Genomic DNA, 18745 nt, shown 5'->3' on the forward strand with positions numbered 1-18745 from the left:
CAGTAGCTTATGTTGTATTATCTGAAAAAATATCCGATATCTCTGACAATCATTCTGGTTGTTATTTACTTGTCATTTTTCAAACCGCCTTCTGTGGAGATCGGAAAGATCCCGGGAATAGATAAGGTGGCCCATATCTGTATGTATGCCGGATTATCGGGAATGCTGTGGATTGAGTTTTTGCGTAATCACCGGAAATATGACGAGGTGTTATGGCATGCCTGGGTAGGAGCCGTACTTTGTCCGATCCTGATGAGTGGGGCGATTGAGCTGTTGCAGGAATATTGTACCTCTTACCGGGGTGGTGACTGGTTCGATTTTCTGGCAAACATAACAGGAGTAGCATTGGCTACCTTGTTCTCTTATTTCGTATTGCGTCCCTGGATGTTGAGAAAGAAGATAATAGAATGATAACAAACTTACATATCAGACTCTATGTTGTTACCTTATTTAGAAGCGAACCGGATAGAAGCCGGTTGTGATGAAGCGGGACGCGGATGTCTTGCCGGATCCGTTTTTGCTGCTGCGGTTATTCTGCCTCCTGATTTTAAAAACGATGATTTGAATGACAGTAAACAACTCAGTGAAAAGAAACGTTACGCCCTGCGTCCGATAATAGAACGGGAAGCAATTGCCTGGGCTGTAGGTATTGTGACTCCGGAGGAGATTGATAAAATAAATATACTGAAAGCTTCTTTCCTGGCTATGCATCGTGCCATCGACCAGTTGACGGTAAGACCGGAACATCTGCTGATAGACGGAAATCGTTTTACTCCCTATCGGGATATAAAACATACGACGGTTGTAAAGGGGGATGGGAAGTACCTGAGTATTGCTGCCGCTTCCATCCTGGCTAAAACATATCGTGACGATTATATGGATGAACTGGCTAAAGAATATCCGGATTACCATTGGACTGAAAATAAAGGTTATCCGACTAAAGCCCATCGCGAAGCGATCCGTGCAGTCGGTATCACTCCTTATCATCGTAAAACCTTCACATTATTACCGGAACAACTAACATTGGATTTTTAGACTTTTATCTTCATTCTTCATTTCTTGGTCTGTAGGCTTTGTTCGTTAACCTTTTTCTAGGTGAATGATTGGCTGTTCGGGTGGGCAGTCTGGATTTGTCGTTCAATGAAAAACACTTTTACTTTTCTTGGATATTTCTTTTTTACTTGACATAGTTCACATAGAACTATATCAATAATCCGTCTGCAAATATAGTATTTTTTGCAAAAACAAGATACTTTAACGCTAAAATTAGCAAAATAACGCTATAATTTTATTCTTTTTATACGAATATACCCATTAATTCCTCCTCAAAACATTAGTTCTATGTGAACTAATTCCTCCTCAAAACATTAGTTCTATGTGAACTGTGTTAATAATTCCACTAGTGTTGATATTTTGAAAAACTTAGTTTGAAGAAATATGCAGGTAAATCGATTCAATAATTTATTGTTGGATTGTCCTCTTTGGAAGCTAATAAGCTGTCGTTATTTATTTTAGAAAAGAAATGCTAATTTCTGCTGTAGATAAACGCTAAATAATTTCTATAAAAAGTCTAATTTTTGATTCAGGTCAGGTATGAGGAACAATAGCAGCTAGTAGAAGGGATAGAAGAAATATTTCTTTTTTAACCTAATCAGTGAATGGTTTTTTATTCAAGTTCTAATCATTAAATAATTAAGTTATGAATAATTGCACAAAGAAAGTTGCCTGCATGGCTATTCCTTTGTTTTGTCTTAATTTGACCATGGTGGCTGAAAACACTATTTCAGATTTTGATGTCCAGAAGGCTGTAGTAGTAGAGGCAGCTTCTGTTAATCAGAGTATCCGCAAAGTAACAGGTATTGTTAAAGACGAAAACGGAGAACCGGTAATTGGTGCCAGTGTTGTAGAAGTAGGCACGACGAATGGTATTATGACAGATATGGATGGTAAATTTGAACTGTCCATGAGTGCTAATGGCTCATTACAAATCTCTTATGTCGGTTTTGTTACCCAGACAATGAAACCGGGAAATAAAAATAATCTCCAGATCGTTTTACAGGAAGATAACCAAGCTTTGGATGAAGTTGTGGTTGTAGCTTTCGGTAAAAGTACAAAAGAAGCTTTCACCGGTTCTGCCGGTATAATGAAGGCAGACGATCTTCTGAAAGCACAGGTGTCGAATCCGGCTCAGGCTTTGGCCGGACGTGTTGCCGGTGTACAGTTGAGTAACGCTTCTTCACAGCCGGGTAGTTCGCCCTCTATTACTATCCGTGGTTTTGGTTCTATTTCTTCGGATACGGAGCCTTTAATCGTAGTGGACGGTATGCCTTTCGATGGTGACCTGAACCTGATCAACTCCAACGATATCGAGTCGATGACCGTATTGAAGGATGCTGCCTCGAATGCCTTGTATGGTGCCCGTGGAGCCAATGGTGTGATTATGATCACAACAAAGAAAGGTAAGAATGGAGACGCCAAAGTGTCTGTAGATGCTAAATGGGGAGCAAACTCCAATGGCCTTCAAAATTATAAGACAACAAATGCTCAGCAGTTTTATGAAACTTATTATAAAATGCTGTATAACTATTATATAACGGAAGCTGGTGGCGGTATGTCTGCTACTGATGCCCATGCATTGGCAAATCAACATCTGACAAATTCGTCAAGTGGTGTTGGTCCGGGATATATGGTTTATTCAGTTCCGGAGGGACAAGATTTTATCCAGCAGGGCGGAACAATGAATCCGGGAGCGACTATGGGAACTCTTTATAATTATAACGGTCAGAAACTTTGGCTGCAAGCCGACGATTGGGAAGAAATCGGATTGAAAAACGGTTTCCGTCAGGAATATAATGTCTCGGTATCCGGTGCCTCTGAACGTATTAATTATTATACCTCTGTGGGGTATCTGGATCAGGATGGTATCCAGGAAGGTTCATCGCAGAAACGTTTGACAGCACGTGCCAAACTGGACTATCAAGCGAAGAAATGGTTAAAAGTCGGTGCAAACTTCAATTATTCCAAGTACAATTACAGCCAGACATCTGAAGGTACGATCGGTACCGGAACGATTTGGAGTACAATCAAAACTCAGGCGCCTATTTATCCGGTTTATTTCCGTGATGAAAATAAGAATATCATGATCGATAAATGGGGAGAGAAAATGTATGACTTCGCACAAGCTTATGATCTGAGTCGTGCAGGAGGTGTTGGTGGTAACTGTATTTTTTCTAATAAATACCGATCGGATGAAACAACAGGTAACTCGTTTATTGCTAGTGGTTATGCAGATATAAATCTGACTAATGATTTGACATTCACATTTAATGCCAATGCCTATGATTACGACCGCCGTTATACCTATGCTACCAGTCCTTTTGTCGATTACTACACCAGTTCATCCGATAACGGTTATCTGTCAAAAGCATCTTACCGTACCTTTACTTATAATACACAACAGTTATTGAATTACAACAAACAATTTGGTAAGCATGATGTAGGTGCTATGATCGGTCATGAATACTATAATTACAAATATGAATCGTTGAGTGCCTCCGGGCGTAATTTCGGAATCGATAATACGCGCGAGTTAGCAACTCTTTTGAATCTGAATAATAATCCGTATTCTTATTCCAATTCTTATAATAACGAAGGTTATTTCTTCCGCGCCATGTATAACTATGATGCAAAGTATTTCGGTTCGGTGTCTTATCGCCGTGATGCTTCTTCACGCTTCGCAAAAGACCACCGTTGGGGTAACTTCTGGTCGGTCGGTGGTGCTTGGCTTATTTCGAAGGAAGCTTTCTTTAATGCACCTTGGGTGAATTCTTTGAAACTGAAAGCATCTGTCGGCTCACAAGGTAACGACAATATCGGGGATTATTTATATGCCGATTCCTACAAAGTGGTAAATAATGACGACCAAGCTGCTTATCAATGGCGCCAGAAAGGCTCTAGTGATATTACCTGGGAAACTAATACGAACTGGAATGTGGGTGCCGAATTCGATCTTTTCGATGGACGTCTGAGTGGTAGCCTGGATTATTTCTACCGGAAGACCAGTGATATGTTGTTCTCGCTGAATACACCTCCTTCTATCGGTTATACCAGTTATTTCATTAATCTGGGTGACATGCGAAATGCCGGTCTCGAGTTAGTATTGCAGGGTACGTTGATTAGAAATAAAGATTTCAAGTGGGATGTTAATTTCAATATCTCTCATGTAAAGAATAAGGTACTGACCTTGCCGGATGCAATAAAAACGACAAAGGTAGACGGACATAACGGTTATGTTAACCTGGATAAGTCGTTTGTTTCCAAATATAAATATTTCGTAGCCGAAGGGCTTTCTCTCTACACATGGTACTTACCTAAGTTTGCCGGTCTGGATCCTGAAACGGGAGAATCATTGTTCTATAAAGATATCCTCGATGATGCAGGAAATGTAACCGGACAGGAGACAACTAAAGATTCGAGTCAGGCAACCGACTATCTGATTGGCGATGCTCTTCCGTCTTTCTATGGCGGTTTGGGAACATCTTTGACCTATCGTGGTTTCGACTTCTCCATCAATCTGAACTATCAGTTGGGTGGAAAGGCATACGATTATACTTATCAGACATTGATGCATACCAGTACAACTTCGTCTACAACATGGCATAAGGACATATTGAATGCCTGGTCTCCGGAGAATACAGGTTCAAATATTCCACGTTTGCAATTTGCTGAAAAGTATTCACAGAATCCTCGTTCAGACCGCTTTATTACTAATGCGAGCTATCTGAATGTACAGAATATCAACCTGGGATATACATTGCCCTCAAGCTTGACACAGAAGTATAATATCCAGAATATACGTGTTTACTTCTCCGGTGAAAACCTGTTTTACTTCTCGGCACGCCAGGGATTCGATCCTCGTTATACGTTGAAGGGATATAGTAATCCGGAACTCTATTCTCCGATACGTACTATCTCTGGTGGTATTTCATTGACATTCTAAACATTAAAAAGAAAACATCATGAAGAAATATAAGATTTTATTGGCTGCGGCGACTCTTGTGGGTTTTAGTAGCTGTATTGAAGAAACATTGCCGACAGAATATGTACTGAATGACCAGATCCAGGCATCGGAGTCGGCATTGCAAGGAATGGTTAACTCCATTTATACCTCGATGGGTGGATACAAGAATGAAGATGGTGGTATAGAAATGATTTCTTATGGTGGCATGCGTGCCATGCTGGAGCATAGTACGACCCAGTTTGTTTGCTCGGGAGCGAACGGTTATAACACAATGGGGGCCTATTGTTATGGAGCGATCAGTGCAACAGGTTCCAATCGCGGACTGTATCCTTCTTATCTCTACTATTCTTATATTAAGAATGTAAACGACATCATCGGTATGATCGATGTGAATGATCTGGATGATACTAAAAAGGGATATCTGGGAGTTAGTTACGCTTATCGTGCTCTTTATTATCTGGACTTGGTTCAGATAATGGAATATAAGAAACCTACTGACAGCCGTTACAGCTATGTAACTCCGGAGAACGATCTTACTAATTTGGGGGTACCTATTGTAACGGAGAAGACGACATCTGAAGAGGCTTCCAACAATCCGCGTGCAACGGTAGATGCTGTTTATGACCTGATTCTGAGCGATCTTCAACAGGCGGAAACTTATCTGGACGGCTATACCCGTACGGATAAAACCCAGCCTAACCTGGCCGCTGTGTATGGTTTGTATGCCCGTACGTATGCCAACCTGGCTTCTCGTGTAAAAATATCGGCAACCTATAAGGATGAAGCTTCCTACTGGCAAAAATCCGGTGAATATGCGGATAAGGCAATTTCTGTAGCCGGTTGTACCCCGCTGACGGAGGCAGAATGGACCGATCCGGTAAACGGATTCAATAACCGTAACTCTCAGAATTCATGGATGTGGGCAACTTCTATTTCTGAAGGTAATACTACGGCTGCCACGGGAAATAATGAATCGTTCTCTTTTGCGATGATCTTCGGAACAGAAACGACTTTTAGTGTGTATGGCTGGCGTGTCGGCCGTTCGCTCGATCGTAAATGGTACGAACGTCTTTCGGATAACGACTTCCGTAAGAAATCATGGTTGGATCCTAGCTTCTTCTATGAATCGAAGAATCAGAAAGAAGGAGAGCCATATCTGGTGGAAAGAGATGCTGATGGTAAGTTTATCAATAATAAGTGGTCGGTAAATGACGTAAGTACAAGTACGACCCAGAGTGACTGGAATGACGACTATTCCGGATTCGGACCTGATAAGTATCAGTATAAGTATAACAGTTCTGCGTCCTGGATCCGTTCACGTATAAATTCGTCTAATGGGTTCCTGTCATGGCCGTGGTTATATGTTAATATGAAGTTCCGTCCGCATAACGGCGATTACCGGACTCATACGGTTGGTGGTGCAGTCGATTATCCGATCATGCGTATTGAAGAAATGTATTTCCTAAAAGCGGAAGCTGCTCTTCATACATCGGGTGTTCCGGCAGCTGCTACAATTTTGGAAGAAATTGTGAAGACACGTAATTCTACCTATACCTGTACGGCAACGACTACTGATGCATTCCTGGATGAATATGTATTTCAAAAAGGTATTGAGTTCTGGGGTGAAGGTATCAACTATTTTGATGCTAAGCGTCTGGAAGTAGGTATCCATCGTGCTTATAAAGGAACGAACTGTGAACGTTATCAGCATTGTATTGATATGGACGGCGTATATGTTGGCTGGACTCCGGGCTGGAACCAGGCAGAGTTGAATGCTAATCCTGCTATTTATCATTATAATAATCCGTATACAAATCCGACGACCTATTATGTCTATAAGTCTAATGATGAGATAAAGCCGTATTATGGTACTGAAATCACCGAGTAATCGGAATTGATTGAAATAGAAAAGGGTATGTCGATTTTCGGCATACCTTTTTTTATTTCTGAAAAGAAGATTCACTTATCCTTGGTTGTAAAAGTACAGGAAGTAAAGTAAAAAGAGGTACCGGATACCTGGGTTTAGAGTAGTTGGAATAAATATTTTTGTTGGGTTTTCTCTTATGACCGGAGTTCACGTAGGACTCCAGCAATTAAAGGATGAGACGAAGTCTTTTAATACATAAATTGGCAACAATATGTTTTTTTTATTTATTTTTTATACTAAACCGCGCTCGTTTTATAAAAAATAGTATATTTGTATACTGATATTTAGATAGAGTCCTACGTGAACTATGCTCAAAATATCTATTACACTAATGAATACAGGTTTAAGAAGTTAGGAGAAATTGTGGATAACAAACAGTCTGATTTGTCAGATTGTGCTTTTGGGCAGGCTATGAAATATAGCCTTTGTGGTCTTTTTTTTATAGTAAAAACCATTAATTAATTTTTAACATGACGACAAACACTAAATGGATGAAGTTACATGCATCGGCAATATTCGCCATACCCGTATGCATATATGCTTAGTATCTTCTCTTCGTATTTGATTTATGAGTTATAATCACTAATTATTTAAGTTATGAATTACACTAAGAAAGTCATTTTTGTACCTATGGCTTTATTTTGTCTGGGGTTGCCGTTGGCTGCCGAGAGTAATGTCTCTGCAAAACAGGCAATGACAGAATTAAGTGCAAATGGTAGCCATTCCGCAATTGCGGTGCATGAAGCAACATCGACGGCTCAGAATACCCGTAGAGTAACAGGGGTAGTGAAAGACGAAAACGGTGAACCGGTGATCGGCGCCAGTGTTGTTGAGGTAGGTACTACCAACGGTATCATGACAGATCTCGACGGTAAGTTCGAGTTATCTATCCCGTCAGGCAGTTCGCTGCAAATCTCTTATGTGGGTTATGTTACCCAGACTATCCGGCCGGGGAACCGGAACAATATCCAAGTCGTATTACAGGAAGACAGCCAGGCACTGGATGAAGTTGTAGTGGTTGCTTTCGGTAAAAGTACAAAAGAAGCCTTTACCGGTTCTGCCGGTATAATGAAGGCGGACGATCTTTTGAAAGCACAGGTAAGTAACCCAGCCCAGGCGTTAGCCGGACGTGTTGCCGGTGTTCAGTTGAGCAACGCTTCTTCACAGCCGGGTAGTTCGCCCTCTATAACTATCCGTGGTTTCGGTTCTATTTCTTCGGATACGGAACCGCTGATCGTAGTGGACGGTATGCCTTTCGACGGTGACCTGAACCTGATCAACTCCAACGATATCGAGTCGATGACTGTCTTGAAAGATGCTGCTTCCAACGCGCTGTATGGTGCCCGTGGTGCCAACGGTGTGATCATGATCACGACCAAGAAAGGGAAAAGCGGAGAAGCCAAAGTGTCTGTAGATGCTAAATGGGGATCGAACTCCAATGGTCTTCGGAACTATAAGACGACGAATTCCCAGCAGTTCTACGAAACATATTACAAGATGTTGTATAACTATTATATAACAGAAGGCGGTGGAGGTATGTCGGCTACCGATGCTCATGCTCTGGCAAACCAGCATCTGACCAGCTCTTCCAGTGGGGTAGGCCCGGGTTATATGGTCTATACCGTTCCCGACGGACAGGATTTCATTCAACAGGGGGGAACCATGAACCCGGGAGCGACTATGGGGTCTCTTTATAACTATAACGGACAGAAATTCTGGTTGCAGGCCGACGACTGGGAGGATATCGGTTTGCAGAACGGTTTCCGCCAGGAATATAACGTGTCGGTTTCCGGTGCTTCCGAACGTGTTAATTATTATACCTCTGTCGGTTATCTGGATCAGGATGGTATCCAGGAAGGTTCCACGCAGAAACGTTTGACGGCGCGTGCAAAACTGGATTACCAGGCAAAGACATGGCTGAAAGTCGGTGCGAATTTCAACTACTCCAAATATGATTACAGCAAGACATCCGAAGGTACGATCGGTACCGGTACCATCTGGAGTACGATAAAGACCCAGGCTCCTGTCTATCCTGTTTATTTCCGTGATGAAAACAAGAACATCATGGTCGATAAATGGGGAGAGAATATGTATGACTTCGCTCAGGCCTACGACTTGAACCGTGCAGGTGGTGTGGGTGGCAACTGTATCTTCAATAACAAGTATAATGTAAATGAAACAACCGGTAACTCGTTTATCGCCAGTGGTTATGTAGATGTAAATCTGACCAAGGACCTGACATTCACGTTCAATGCCAATGCGTATGATTACGACCGGCGTTATACGGAGGCAAAAAGTCCTTTTGTCGATTATTACACCAGTTCGTCCGATAACGGTACCCTCTATAAGGCCTCTTACCGTACTTTTACTTATAATACGCAACAGTTGCTGAATTACGGCAAACAGTTCGGCAAGCATGACGTGAGCGCGATGGTCGGTCATGAATATTACAATTACAAATATGAGTCACTGAGCGCTTCCGGACGTAATTTCGGTATCGATAACTCTTGGGAGCTGGCGACACTTCTGAATCTGAACAATACTCCGAATTCTTATTCCAATACGTATAATAACGAAGGGTATTTCTTCCGTGCGATGTACAACTACGATGCAAAATATTTCGGTTCGGTCTCTTACCGTCGTGATGCTTCTTCCCGTTTCGCGAAAGACCACCGTTGGGGTAACTTCTGGTCGGTCGGCGGTGCCTGGCTTATCTCGAAGGAGTCGTTCTTCAATGTGCCTTGGGTGAATTCTTTGAAACTGAAGGCTTCTGTCGGCTCACAGGGTAACGACAATATCGGCGATTATTTGTATGCCGACTCTTATACGGTAGTGAACAACGATGACCAGCCTGCTTTCCAATGGCGTCAGAAAGGCTCCGGCGATATCACCTGGGAAACCAATACAAACTGGAATGTGGGTACCGAATTCGACCTGTTCAACGGACGCCTAAGCGGTAGCCTCGATTATTTCTACCGGAAAACCAGTGATATGCTCTTCTCCCTGAATACACCTCCTTCTATCGGTTACACCAGTTATTTCATTAACATGGGGGATATGCGTAATGCTGGTCTTGAGTTGGTATTGCAAGGCACGCTGATCCGGAATAAGGACTTCAAGTGGGATGTTAATTTCAATATCTCCCATGTGAAGAACAAAGTACTGACTTTACCGGATGAAATCAAGACAACCAAGGTGGACGGTCATGACGGTTACGTCAACCTGGATAAGTCGTTCGTATCCAAGTACAAATATTTCGTGGCTGAAGGTCTTTCTCTCTACACATGGTACTTACCTAAGTTTGCCGGTCTTGATCCTGAAACAGGAGAATCCTTGTTCCATAAAGATATCCTCGACGATGCAGGAAATGTGACGGGACAAGAAATGACCAAGGATGTCAACCAGGCTACCGATTACCTGATCGGCGATGCGCTTCCGGCTTTCTATGGTGGTTTGGGTACATCTTTGAGCTATCGCGGTTTCGACTTCTCCATCAACCTCAACTATCAGTTGGGAGGTAAGGCATACGATTATACCTACTCGACATTGATGCACACCAGTACAGCCACTTCTTCAACCTGGCATACAGACATGCTGAATGCCTGGTCGCCGGAGAATAGAGGTTCAAGTGTTCCACGTTTGCAGTTTGCAGAAACATATTCGCAGAATTCGCGTTCAGACCGTTTCATCACCAATGCAAGCTACCTGAACATCCAGAACATCAATCTGGGTTATACATTGCCATCCAGTTTGACACAACAGTATAAAATACAGAACATACGTGTTTACTTCTCGGGTGAAAACCTGTTCTACTTCTCGGCACGCCAGGGATTCGACCCTCGCTATACGTTGAAAGGATATACTAACCCGGAACTTTATTCTCCGATACGTACTATCTCGGGCGGTATTTCATTGACATTCTAAACACTAAAAAGAAAACATCATGAAGAAATATAAGATTTTATTGGCTGCAGCGGCTCTTCTGGGGTTAAGTAGCTGTATTGAAGAAACATTACCGACGCAATACGTGCTGAATGACCAGATACAGGCGTCGGAATCGGCATTGCAGGGAATGGTAAACTCTATTTATACCTCGATGGGAGGATATATAAATGAAGACGGCGGTATAGAAATGATCTCCTACGCCAGTATGCGTGCCATGCTGGAACATAGTACAGGCCAGTTTGTTTGTTCCGGAGGTAACGGTTATAACACGATGGGCGCCTATTGTTATGGGGCGATAAGTGCTACCGGATCTAACCGCGGACTGTACCCTTCTTACCTGTATTATTCTTACATAAAGAATGTAAACGACATCATCGGCATGATCGATGTGAACGATATGGATGATACGAAGAAGTCTTATCTGGGAATCAGTTATGCCTACCGTGCCCTTTATTATCTCGACCTGGTACAGATCATGGAATATAAGAAACCCACGGATAGCCGCTACAACTATGTGGCGCCTGAAAACGACCTGACCAACCTGGGCGTGCCTATCGTAACGGAAAAGACCACATCGGAAGAGGCTTCCAACAACCCACGTGCGACGGTGGATGCAGCCTATGATTTGATATTGAGTGACTTGCAGCAGGCTGAAACCTATCTCGAAGGATATACCCGCACCGATAAAACCCAGCCTAATCTGGCGGCTGTCTATGGTTTGTATGCCCGTACATATGCTAACCTGGCTTCCCGTGTGAAAACATCAGCTTCCTATAAGGATGAAGCCTCTTACTGGCAGAAATCCGGCGAATATGCGGACAGGGCTATTTCTGTAGCCGGTTGTACTCCGTTGACGGAAAGTGAATGGACGGATCCGGTGAACGGCTTCAACAATCGTAACTCGCAGAACTCATGGATGTGGGCAACTTCCATTTCGGAAGGTAACACCACTGCTGCTACCGGCAATAATCAGTCATTCTCTTTCGCCATGATCTTCGGGACAGAGACGACCTTCAGTGTGTATGGTTGGCGTGTCGGTCGTTCGCTCGACCGTAAATGGTACGAACGTCTTTCAGACAACGACTTCCGCAAGAAATCGTGGCTGGCTCCTAACTTCTTCTACGAGTCGAAGAACCAGAAAGAAGGTGAGCCGTATCTGGTGGAAAGAAGTGCAGACGGCAAGTTCGTCAACAATAAATGGTCGGTCAACGACATAAGCACAAGTACGACCCAGAGTGACTGGAATGACGACTATTCCGGATTCGGACCTGATAAGTATCAATATAAGTATAACAGTTCTGCGTCGTGGATTCGTTCACGTATTAATTCATCCAACGGTTACCAGTCATGGCCATGGTTGTACGTCAATATGAAGTTCCGTCCGCACAACGGTGATTACCGGACACACTCGATCGGTGGTGCCGTCGATTGCCCGATCATGCGTATTGAAGAAATGTATTTCCTGAAAGCCGAAGCGGCACTTCATACATCGGGTGTACCGGCAGCAGCGGCCATTTTGGAGGATATCGTGAAGACCCGTAATCCGTCTTATACCTGCACGGCAACGACTGCCGATGCGCTTCTGGATGAGTATGTTTTCCAGAAAGGTGTCGAGTTCTGGGGTGAAGGCGTCAACTACTTTGACGCTAAGCGTCTGGAACTGGGTATCCACCGTGCTTATAAAGGAACGAACTGCGAACGTTACCAGCATTGTCTCGACATGGACGGTGTATTTGTCGGTTGGACTCCGGGTTGGAATCAGGCAGAGCTGAATGCCAATCCTGCCATTTTCCATTACAATAATCCGTATACGAATCCGACGACTTATTACGTATATAAGTCGAACGATGATTTCCGACCGTATTATGGAACTGAGATAACCGAATAAGAGCCTGTCCTGACGGGTTTGTCCCGGGATGACAGAACTTCTATACAATAAAAGTTTTCGTAAATAAATCCTTCATTCCTTCATCTGTATGACTAATCGCTTGATTGTGGTTATTCTATGGATGAAGGAATATTATATATATGAAGGATTTTTCTTGTGTTTTATATTTTTTAGTTCATAAATGATCGCATCCTATACAATGAAAAGGCTAGGTATTCACCGGTAGGCTATCAGTTTGCCTATTCTATTTTAGTACATAGCCAGTGACTCCTTAGGTCAATTATCCTTTCTTCTTTTCTGTTTGTCAATTATCGAACGTTTGTTTGTCAGATGTCAAACGCTTGTTCGATAGCTGTGATATAAGCGTTTGACAACTGACAAATAAGAAAGAAGAGATAATGTTTTAGATAACAAGTAGTTATAAGATTCGTTATTGCTTATTACCTAAGCTTCACTTCTTGCCTGAAGAATTAAACCTAAACAGACATCAATATCTGGAAGGATAATGATGTATTAATCCGAAAAGAAGACTGTTTCCTTCATTACACTAAAAATCCTTCATCTGTAAATAACAAATAATTAGTTAGTTATATTACAGATGAAGGAATGAAGGACTTGTTTCTGAAAACTTTTGTTGAAATGCTCTTATAAATTATCCTTGTTCTTTTGTCCGGAAAGCCAACGCATACATACGCATCTGTTTGACCATAGCCACCAAACCGTTTGAGCGAGTAGGGGAAAGATGTTCTTTCAAACCGATCTTCTCTATGAAATAGAGGTCGGTGTCCAGTATCTCCTGCGGTGTATGGTCCGACATGATATTGATCAGCAGCGAAACGATACCTTTCACGATCACTGCATCACTTTCACCTTTGAATATAATTTTACCGTCTTTATAGTCCGCCTGCAGCCATACACGGCTCTGGCAACCTTCGATCAGGTTACTTTCTGTTTTATACTTTTCTTCCAGCGGGGGAAGGGAGTTGCCTAAGTCGATCAGCAACGCATACTTGTCCATCCAGTCGTCGAAGGCTGAGAACTCTTCAATAACATTGTCCTGAAGTTCGTTGATAGTCATCGTTCGTATTATTTCTTTTGTCGGTTATATATTACTTCCAGAACCGTTTGCCCTACAGCTTTGAGGGTTTCGCGGTCGATATTGTCCATATTGTCTTTCTGTGTGTGCCAGTACCATCCGAAACCATCCTCACTGTAATTGATAATGTCGAGGCATGGAATATTACGCCCTTCGATTACAAATTCGTGGTCATCGGTGACACCTCCGCCGTTCGCATTGATGAAATACTTTCCGTATCCCAGGTTACGCGCAGTATTCCATACTTCATCGACATAGCGTGCTGCATAACGCATGGAGGTCATTTCTTTATAGAATACGGCATTCTTCGATCCTACCATATCCAGCAGGATACCGAATTCTGCTTTGTAATTGGGTATGTGAGGATTCTTTGCCCAGAACTGCGAACCCAGGCACCAGGTCGTACTGGTCGGTTCATTGTATTTGTTTCTGCTGAATTCGGGTACACCGTAATCTTCCGCATCAAAGAAGATGATATCGACACCGATACCGGGATTGGTTATACTGAGCTGGCGGGCGATCTCCAATAAAACACCGACACCGCTGCCTCCGTCGTCGGCACCGTCTATCGGCTTATGATGGTTGGCGGGATCAGGATCTTCATCTGAATAAGGACGGGAATCCCAATGGGCGAACAACAGGATGCGCTTGTCGCTATCCGGGTTATAGGAGCCGATAATATTTTTAGCTTCCAGTCCCGTATTGTCATAAGCAGTGAGGGTTGCTTCCTGCTCATATACCTTTGCTCCGAAACGTCTCAGTTCGGAAGCCAGGTAATTGCCACAATCTTTATGGGCCTGGGTGTTAGGTACACGCGGACCGAATTTAACCTGGTTCTCTACGTATGTGTAGGCACTGTCGGCATCGAATGTCGGCGTATTTGTTTGAGGTACTGCCTGGCTCACCGTTGTATTCTCTTTTTGTTGGTTTTTGGCCTGACTGCATGCTGCTAATGAACATGCCAGCAGGGCGATATACAGAATGTGCATCATATCTGTTTTTGTTTTTTGTTTATCCATTATAGGCTGACTGCACACGTGACATGACACGCAGCAGATTGCCTCCCCATATCTTTGCTATATCATTTTCACTGTATCCGTCTTTCAGAAGGCGTACGGTGATGTTAATCAGTTCATTACTAGCCCGGCATCCGATCAGTTCGCCGTCGCCGTCGAAATCGGAACCGATGCCTACATGATCGATGCCGATCAGGTCCACGATATGATTGATGTGGCGTACGGCATCGGTGAGCGATGCTTTTTCAGCATCTTCATTGATAAATCCCTTATAAAGGCAGACCTGTACGACACCCTGTTTGGCGGCCAATGCTTTCAACTGGTCGTCGGTCAGGTTACGCGGATGGTCGCATAAAGCACGTGCCGAAGAATGCGAAGCGATGATCGGCTGTGTGCTTATTTCCAGTGCATCATAGAATGTGCTTTCTGCAGCATGCGATACGTCTACCAGAATACCCAGCCGGTTCATTTCGGCAATCACTTCTTTTCCGAACGGGCTAAGGCCGCCCCATTCGGCTTCTCCGCGTGCAGAGTCGCAGATATCGTTGCTACCATTGTGGCAGAGCGTGATATAGCTGACACCCAGTTCTTTGAAACGGGCTATATTCCTGATATCTTTACCGATGGCATAACCGTTTTCTACACCCAGCATGATTGCTTTCTTGCCGGCAGCTTTCGTTACCCATACTTCCTGAGGGGTATGGGCGATGTTCATTCTGCCGCGGTTTATTTCCATCTGGCGATGTATCTCGTTCAATCGGTTCATGGCAAACGCCGTTGCCTGTTGCAATGATGCGTCATCCCGTTTTCCCTGAGGGATATAAGCAACCATGATGGCTGCATCTACCATGCCTTCCTCCATAAGCGGAAGATTCACTTTACCGCCCTCTTTCTGGCCGATATTGAACTGGCCGGGGAAGATCATCGGTGTGTCGGTGTGGGAGTCGAGTATAACATTCCGGCTGTGGATACGTTTGGCTTCTTTGAACAGACGTGCCGCTTCTACATGATGCCTGAATAATTCGAGCATCAACTTGTCGCCATTGGATGCCATTGCTTCGGGATGCCATTGAATACTGAATATCTCTCTTTCGGGATGTTCCATCGCCTCGTTGATGCCATCGGGAGCAACGGCTGTTTCCTTGAATTCGGGAGCAACCTCTTTGACTGCCTGGTGGTGTACCGAGTTGACCAGTACATCCGGTTCCTTTTTCAGTATTTCAAAAAGACGGGAAGAGGTATCGGAGATACGGACGGAATGTGAAGCCTGTTCACGGGGCATTGCCTGACTGTGTTTGAATACGCCGCCTGTATGTTGCGAATAAATATCCTGATAGACGGAGCCGCCGAATGCCACATTGATAAGCTGGTGCCCGCGACAGATACCCATGACAGGCAACTGGCGATTGGTAGCCAACCGGAGCAGGATCAGGTCGAACTCATCGCGGAAGGTATCCACATCCTGTAACTGCGGTATCGGTTCTTCTCTGATATAGAGCGGATTGATATCTCCACCGCCACTCATCAGTAATCCGTCCAGGCTGGAAACAATCGCTGTGAGAGCTTCCAGGTCGGTTATAACCGGGATCAGCACCGGAGCACCCCCAGCCATCAGAACAGACTGTACATAAGTCTCGGCTATACAGGAAAGTCCGTCTTTCCGGTTTGAAGATATTCCTATGCGGGGGGGCTGAAGTTTTTCTTTTTTCGGATTGAAATTGTCAACTTCCCTGAATAAGGCTTCTAAACTCGGACGGCGGACTTGATTATTCATAACAAAACTATTTTAGTTGATAGTTGACAAGTGACAGTTGACAGTTCTTTTTCTTTGTTATCTGTCCACTGTCATCTGTCACCTGTCCACTTATTAAGCGTCAATATTTGCGTATGTAGCATTTTCTTCGATGAACTCGCGGCGCGGACCTACGTCTTCACCCATCAACATGGAGAAGATCTGGTCAGCTTCTGCTGCGCTGTCGATCGTGATCTGCTTTAATGTACGGTTATCAGGATTCATGGTCGTATCCCACAGCTGGTGGTCGTTCATTTCTCCCAAACCTTTGTATCGTTGCGTGTGAATCTGGTTTTCATTACCTCCACCGAATCTGTCGATGAATGCCTGACGTTGTTGTTCTGTCCAGCAATATTCTTCCACTTTACCTTTCTTACAGAGGTAGAGAGGAGGGGTTGCCAGATAAACATATCCGTTCTCGATCAGGGCACGCATTCTGCGGAAGAAGAAAGTAAGAATCAAAGTGGCAATGTGGCTTCCGTCCACGTCGGCATCGGTCATGATGATCACCTTATGGTAGCGGAGCTTGCTCAGGTTCAATTCCTTCGGATCTTCTTCTGTACCGATAGTAACACCCATAGCACGGAAGATGTTCTGGATTTCTTCACTTTCGAATACTTTATGGTCCATTGCTTTCTCCACGTTCAGGATCTTACCGCGGAGCGGCAGGATTGCCTGGAACACACGGTCGCGGCCCTGTTTAGCCGTACCGCCTGCAGAGTCCCCTTCGACCAGGAACAACTCGCAGATAGAAGCGTCTTTCGATGAACAGTCGGCCAGCTTGCCGGGAAGTCCTCCACCGGTCATCGGCGATTTACGCTGAACCAGTTCGCGTGCTTTACGGGCAGCCTGACGTGCCTGGGCAGCCAGGACAACTTTTTCAACGATAATCTTCGCCTCTTTCGGATGCTCTTCCAGATAATAGGAGAGGGCTTCACCGATTGCCTGGTCTACAGCACCCGTCACTTCGCTGTTACCCAGCTTCGTCTTGGTCTGTCCTTCAAACTGCGGCTCGGCAACCTTGATAGAGATAACGGCTGTCAGACCTTCACGGAAGTCATCGCCCTGGATCTCTACTTTGGCCTTTTCCAGTAGTTTGGAATCTTCTGCATATTTTTTCAGTGTACGTGTCAGACCACGGCGGAAACCAGCCAGGTGCGTACCACCTTCAATTGTGTTGATGTCATTTACATACGAGAACACGCTTTCGTTGAAAGATGTGTTGTATGTCATAGCAACTTCTACAGGAATACCCTGTTTTTCCGTTACGATATGGATCACATCGGGGATCAGGGATTCTTTGGAACGGTCTACGTAACGAACGAACTCCTTCAGACCTTCTTCCGAATGGAATAGATCCGATTTGTAAGTTCCGTCTTCTTTCTGAACGCGTTTGTCTGTTAATGTCAGATTGATACCTGCATTCAGGAATGCCAGTTCACGTAAACGTGTTGCCAGTATTTCGTATTTATATTCCGTTACAGTAAAAATGGTTGCATCCGGCTTGAAAGAGATGGTTGTTCCGGTAGTAGTGGCCTCGCCGATCACTTCCACGCCATGGAGCGGTTTACCACAGGAATAATCCTGCATGTATAGTTTCCCGCCTTTGCGAACTTCAGCTTTCAGGTAAGTGGAAAGGGCGTTCACACAAGATACGCCGACTCCGTGTAATCCTCCGGATACTTTGTAGGTCCCTTTGTCGAATTTTCCTCCGGCATGTAAGATTGTTAAAACTACTTCCAGAGCTGATTTACCTTCTTTCTCATGAAAATCTACAGGGATACCACGACCATCGTCCGATACTGTGATCGAATTGTCTTCGTTAATTACCACATCGATCTGGGAACAAAATCCGGCTAACGCTTCATCGATCGAGTTGTCAACAACTTCGTATACGAGATGATGGAGACCTTTTTCACTGGTGTCGCCAATGTACATGGACGGCCTTTTACGTACTGCTTCTAACCCTTCAAGTACCTGAATACTGTCCGCAGAGTATTCTCCGGAAGTATTCTTCATTTCTTCACTCATGAGTTTCTATCCTTTAAAATCACTAAATTT

At 44.0% G+C, this 18745-nt stretch carries 10 protein-coding genes; 6 read left to right on the forward strand and 4 right to left on the reverse strand.

Features of this window, described 5'->3' with window-relative positions; all coding sequences use genetic code 11:
- The first annotated feature begins 9 nt into the window (after positions 1-9).
- From IEY67_RS15560 to IEY67_RS15585, 6 genes are all read left to right on the forward strand, one after another.
- A complete protein-coding gene (locus IEY67_RS15560; protein WP_183668601.1) occupies positions 10-411 on the forward strand; it encodes a VanZ family protein in 402 nt (133 codons plus the stop codon).
- 24 nt (positions 412-435) lie between these two features.
- Positions 436-1035 carry a ribonuclease HII gene (rnhB, locus tag IEY67_RS15565; protein ID WP_122356529.1) on the forward strand — a complete coding sequence of 200 codons (600 nt, stop codon included), beginning with the start codon at positions 436-438 and terminating at the stop codon, positions 1033-1035.
- A 664-nt stretch (positions 1036-1699) separates the two neighbouring features.
- A complete protein-coding gene (locus IEY67_RS15570; RefSeq protein WP_183668603.1) occupies positions 1700-4999 on the forward strand; it encodes a SusC/RagA family TonB-linked outer membrane protein in 3300 nt (1099 codons plus the stop codon).
- A 19-nt stretch (positions 5000-5018) separates the two neighbouring features.
- Positions 5019-6908 carry a RagB/SusD family nutrient uptake outer membrane protein gene (locus tag IEY67_RS15575; RefSeq protein WP_122373665.1) on the forward strand — a complete coding sequence of 630 codons (1890 nt, stop codon included), beginning with the start codon at positions 5019-5021 and terminating at the stop codon, positions 6906-6908.
- 636 nt (positions 6909-7544) lie between these two features.
- Positions 7545-10871: a SusC/RagA family TonB-linked outer membrane protein gene (locus IEY67_RS15580; protein WP_183668605.1), complete on the forward strand. Its 3327-nt coding sequence runs from the start codon at positions 7545-7547 to the stop codon at positions 10869-10871.
- A 19-nt stretch (positions 10872-10890) separates the two neighbouring features.
- Positions 10891-12780, forward strand: coding sequence for a RagB/SusD family nutrient uptake outer membrane protein (locus IEY67_RS15585; protein ID WP_183668607.1), 1890 nt, complete (start codon positions 10891-10893; stop codon positions 12778-12780).
- A gap of 652 nt (positions 12781-13432) precedes the next feature.
- Here IEY67_RS15585 and IEY67_RS15590 read toward each other — a convergent pair.
- The 4 genes from IEY67_RS15590 to gyrB form a co-directional block, all read right to left on the reverse strand.
- Positions 13433-13858, reverse strand: a complete 426-nt coding sequence (locus tag IEY67_RS15590; protein WP_122356467.1) for a SufE family protein — start codon at positions 13856-13858, stop codon at positions 13433-13435.
- 8 nt (positions 13859-13866) lie between these two features.
- The gene (locus IEY67_RS15595) at positions 13867-14868 is read right to left on the reverse strand and encodes a M20 family metallopeptidase (RefSeq protein ID WP_370450058.1); all 1002 of its coding nucleotides are present in this window, start codon (positions 14866-14868) and stop codon (positions 13867-13869) included.
- Between the two features lie 19 nt (positions 14869-14887).
- The gene (locus IEY67_RS15600; RefSeq protein WP_183668609.1) at positions 14888-16666 is read right to left on the reverse strand and encodes a gamma-glutamyl-gamma-aminobutyrate hydrolase family protein; all 1779 of its coding nucleotides are present in this window, start codon (positions 16664-16666) and stop codon (positions 14888-14890) included.
- 93 nt (positions 16667-16759) lie between these two features.
- Positions 16760-18715, reverse strand: a complete 1956-nt coding sequence (gene gyrB / locus IEY67_RS15605; protein WP_122373660.1) for a DNA topoisomerase (ATP-hydrolyzing) subunit B — start codon at positions 18713-18715, stop codon at positions 16760-16762.
- Positions 18716-18745 lie beyond the last annotated feature (30 nt).

The sequence above is a fragment of the Parabacteroides faecis genome (assembly GCF_014647375.1).
GTDB lineage: Bacteria > Bacteroidota > Bacteroidia > Bacteroidales > Tannerellaceae > Parabacteroides > Parabacteroides faecis.

Coding starts and splice junctions, on each gene's coding strand:
- IEY67_RS15580 (WP_183668605.1), top strand. CDS start 7,545: ATGAATTACACTAAGAAAGTCATTTTTGTACCTATGGCTTTATTTTGT.
- gyrB (WP_122373660.1), bottom strand. CDS start 18,715: ATGAGTGAAGAAATGAAGAATACTTCCGGAGAATACTCTGCGGACAGT.
- IEY67_RS15585 (WP_183668607.1), top strand. CDS start 10,891: ATGAAGAAATATAAGATTTTATTGGCTGCAGCGGCTCTTCTGGGGTTA.
- IEY67_RS15600 (WP_183668609.1), bottom strand. CDS start 16,666: ATGAATAATCAAGTCCGCCGTCCGAGTTTAGAAGCCTTATTCAGGGAA.
- IEY67_RS15590 (WP_122356467.1), bottom strand. CDS start 13,858: ATGACTATCAACGAACTTCAGGACAATGTTATTGAAGAGTTCTCAGCC.
- IEY67_RS15575 (WP_122373665.1), top strand. CDS start 5,019: ATGAAGAAATATAAGATTTTATTGGCTGCGGCGACTCTTGTGGGTTTT.
- rnhB (WP_122356529.1), top strand. CDS start 436: ATGTTGTTACCTTATTTAGAAGCGAACCGGATAGAAGCCGGTTGTGAT.
- IEY67_RS15560 (WP_183668601.1), top strand. CDS start 10: ATGTTGTATTATCTGAAAAAATATCCGATATCTCTGACAATCATTCTG.
- IEY67_RS15570 (WP_183668603.1), top strand. CDS start 1,700: ATGAATAATTGCACAAAGAAAGTTGCCTGCATGGCTATTCCTTTGTTT.
- IEY67_RS15595 (WP_370450058.1), bottom strand. CDS start 14,868: ATGATGCACATTCTGTATATCGCCCTGCTGGCATGTTCATTAGCAGCA.